This window comes from Oceaniovalibus sp. ACAM 378 (genome assembly GCF_008085915.1).
Lineage (GTDB): Bacteria > Pseudomonadota > Alphaproteobacteria > Rhodobacterales > Rhodobacteraceae > Oceaniglobus.
Map to the genome: position 1 here is coordinate 2,501 of NZ_VSJK01000050.1, position 3,774 is coordinate 6,274.

The 3,774-nt window shown below is 53.0% G+C and carries 1 protein-coding gene and 2 rRNA genes; 2 read left to right on the plus strand and 1 reads right to left on the minus strand.

Going from position 1 to position 3,774, the window contains the following annotated elements:
* The first annotated feature begins 361 nt into the window (after positions 1 to 361).
* Together FQ320_RS24885 and rrf are read left to right on the plus strand one after the other, a co-directional pair.
* Positions 362 to 3,230: ribosomal RNA gene (locus FQ320_RS24885) — 23S ribosomal RNA — on the plus strand.
* A 144-nt stretch (positions 3,231 to 3,374) separates the two neighbouring features.
* Positions 3,375 to 3,489, plus strand: a 5S ribosomal RNA gene (rrf, locus tag FQ320_RS24890).
* A gap of 101 nt (positions 3,490 to 3,590) precedes the next feature.
* Here rrf and FQ320_RS26215 read toward each other — a convergent pair.
* Positions 3,591 to 3,774 (minus strand): hypothetical protein (locus FQ320_RS26215; RefSeq protein ID WP_222861726.1); only part of this gene is annotated, 184 nt, incomplete at its 5' end.

The window sequence follows — 3,774 nt, forward strand, 5'->3', positions numbered from 1 at the left end:
GCCTGAGATCACGCGGTACCTGTCCTGACACTGCAGGAGACGGACGGACGCAAGTCCCGATGTCGCTGAAGGTGACGGGATATAACAGGTGCAGCAATGTATGTAACTATCCAAGTCAAGTACACTAACCCGGTTCGGTTTGCCCGCACGGACAACCGAACCATGATGATCGCAAGATCATCGACCAAACCTCCTCATACTTTGAACCAGGTGAGGGGGCGGGAAAAAGTATACTTTTGATCAACGGTTGTCCCTCCGCAAGGAAGGGCACCGGGTGACGTTCTGCTTGCAGAACGCACCGGCGCTGTCGGAGCACAAAAGGACCGCCAGCGTTTGAAGAAGTCTGACTTCTTCTGGATCAAATCAAGCGCGAAAAGGGCGTTTGGTGAATGCCTTGGCAGTAAGAGGCGATGAAGGACGTGATACTCTGCGATAAGTCATGGGGAGCTGAGAATACGCTTTGATCCATGAATTTCCGAATGGGGCAACCCACCTGACACTCTGTTAATATTGCCTTTCGGGGCAGCTATTAATGGGGTTAAACAGGTATTTTTAACCTGAATACATAGGGTTAAAAAGGCAAACCCGGGGAACTGAAACATCTAAGTACCCGGAGGAAAGGAAATCAACCGATACTCCCCTAGTAGCGGCGAGCGAACGGGGACCAGCCGAGCCTTGAGTGTGAATAGAATGGTCTGGAAAGGCCAACCATAGTGGGTGACAGTCCCGTATATGAAGCACGATTGGACGTATTAAGTAGGGCGGGACACGTGAAATCCTGTCTGAACATGGGGGGACCACCCTCTAAGGCTAAGTACTCCTTACTGACCGATAGTGAACCAGTACCGTGAGGGAAAGGTGAAAAGCACCCCGACGAGGGGAGTGAAACAGTTTCTGAAACCGGACGCCTACAAGCAGTCGGAGGGACCATGAGTCCTGACGGCGTACCTTTTGTATAATGGGTCATCGACTTGGTCTATCTAGCAAGCTTAAGCCGTTAGGTGTAGGCGCAGCGAAAGCGAGTCTTAATAGGGCGAATGAGTTAGATGGATCAGACCCGAAACCGAGTGATCTAGGCATGACCAGGCTGAAGGTTAGGTAACACTAACTGGAGGGCCGAACCCACACCTGTTGAAAAAGGTCGGGATGAGTTGTGCCTAGGGGTGAAAGGCCAATCAAACTCGGAGATAGCTGGTTCTCCGCGAAATCTATTTAGGTAGAGCGTCATCCGAATACCCCGGGGGGTAGAGCACTGGATGGGTAATGGGGCCCCACAGGCTTACTGATCCTAACCAAACTCCGAATACCCGGGAGTAATAGATGGCAGACACACGGCGGGTGCTAACGTCCGTCGTGAAGAGGGAAACAACCCTGACCTACAGCTAAGGCCCCTAATTCATGGCTAAGTGGGAAAGCATGTGGGACGGCCAAAACAGCCAGGAGGTTGGCTTAGAAGCAGCCATCCTTTAAAGATAGCGTAACAGCTCACTGGTCTAGATAAGCTGTCCTGCGGCGAAGATGTAACGGGGCTCAAGCCATGAGCCGAAGCTTAGGATGCACATAGTGCATGGTAGCGGAGCGTAGTGTGACATAACTCCATGTGTCTTGTGTTTTACAGCGGACAGCCGCGCTCTAGTAGCGTAGCGGTAGCGCATAAAGCAATGGACACAAGGGGTTTTCTGTGAAGCCGGCGCGTGAGCGATCCGGTGGAGAGATCACTAGCGAGAATGATGACATGAGTAGCGACAAACAGGGTGAGAGACCCTGTCGCCGAAAGTCCAAGGGTTCCTGCTTAAAGCTAATCTGAGCAGGGTAAGCCGACCCCTAAGGCGAGGCCGAAAGGCGTAGTCGATGGGAACCAGGTTAATATTCCTGGGCCAGGAAGTAGTGACGGATCTCGAGGGTAGTTCATCCTTATCGGATTGAATGGGCTGCTTAGAGGTTCCTGGAAATAGCTCTTCCGCTAGATCGTACCCTAAACCGACACAGGTGGACTGGTAGAGAATACCAAGGCGCTTGAGAGAACTATGTTGAAGGAACTCGGCAAAATACCTCCGTAAGTTCGCGAGAAGGAGGCCCGGTTCGTACGCAAGTGCGGGCTGGGGGCACAAACCAGGGGGTGGCGACTGTTTACTAAAAACACAGGGCTCTGCGAAGTCGTAAGACGACGTATAGGGTCTGACGCCTGCCCGGTGCCTGAAGGTTAAAAGGAGATGTGCAAGCATTGAATTGAAGCCCAGGTAAACGGCGGCCGTAACTATAACGGTCCTAAGGTAGCGAAATTCCTTGTCGGGTAAGTTCCGACCTGCACGAATGGCGTAACGACTTCCCCGCTGTCTCCAACATAGACTCAGCGAAATTGAATTGCCTGTCAAGATGCAGGCTTCCCGCGGTTAGACGGAAAGACCCCGTGCACCTTTACTCCAACTTCACACTGGCATCAGGCCAAGCATGTGCAGGATAGGTGGTAGGCTTTGAAGCAGGAACGCTAGTTTCTGTGGAGCCATCCTTGAGATACCACCCTTGCTTTGCTTGATGTCTAACCGCGGTCCGTTATCCGGATCCGGGACCCTGTGTGGTGGGGAGTTTGACTGGGGCGGTCGCCTCCTAAACAGTAACGGAGGCGCGCGAAGGTTGGCTCAGAGCGGTCGGAAATCGCTCGTTGAGTGCAATGGCAGAAGCCAGCCTGACTGCAAGACGTACATGTCGAGCAGAGACGAAAGTCGGCCATAGTGATCCGGTGGTCCCGAGTGGAAGGGCCATCGCTCAACGGATAAAAGGTACGCCGGGGATAACAGGCTGATGGTGCCCAAGAGTCCATATCGACGGCACCGTTTGGCACCTCGATGTCGGCTCATCTCATCCTGGGGCTGGAGCAGGTCCCAAGGGTACGGCTGTTCGCCGTTTAAAGAGGTACGTGAGCTGGGTTTAGAACGTCGTGAGACAGTTCGGTCCCTATCTGCCGTGGGTGTAGGATACTTGAGAGGAGTTGCCCCTAGTACGAGAGGACCGGGGTGAACGATCCACTGGTGTACCAGTTGTTCCGCCAGGAGCAGTGCTGGGTAGCTATGATCGGACAGGATAACCGCTGAAGGCATCTAAGCGGGAAGCCCCCCTCAAAACAAGGTATCCCTGAGAGCCGAGGTAGACCACCTCGTCGATAGGCCGGAGATGTAAGCGCAGTAATGTGCTCAGTTGACCGGTACTAATTGCTCGATAGGCTTGATTTGATCCAGTAGAAGCTGGACTTATCCGTCGGATAACATCCGATGGAGGTCAGGTCAAAAGTACACCATGTGTACAAGACTTGGACTTATATGACTGATGATCGGCACGTTCGCTGCGCGGACGTGCCGGTGATGTTCTTCCCTTGGTTTGGTGGTCACAGCGCGAGCAAAACACCCGATCCCATACCGAACTCGGCAGTTAAGTGCCGTTGCGCCGATGGTACTGCGTCCTAAGACGTGGGAGAGTAGGTCACCGCCAGACCTAGCGAGGAACATCAGATTAATCTCTCTCACGATAACAACAGAACTCAAATGGCGCACCGGGCCTCCCGCTGCGCCATTTCTACGTTCTAAGGCCAAAAACTAACCCACAATATACACGTCAAGCGTCACCGCTCCGGTGATGATAGAAAGCACTCGGTCGTATCCACCAAGAATATAGCAGGGCGTAAACTTGTGGGCATAGTGCCTATGGTCTATCGGCTCCAATGCGGGCAATTGAATAGCCCCTAAATTTGTAGACGCCTTGCTTGGTAAATTTTGGAAG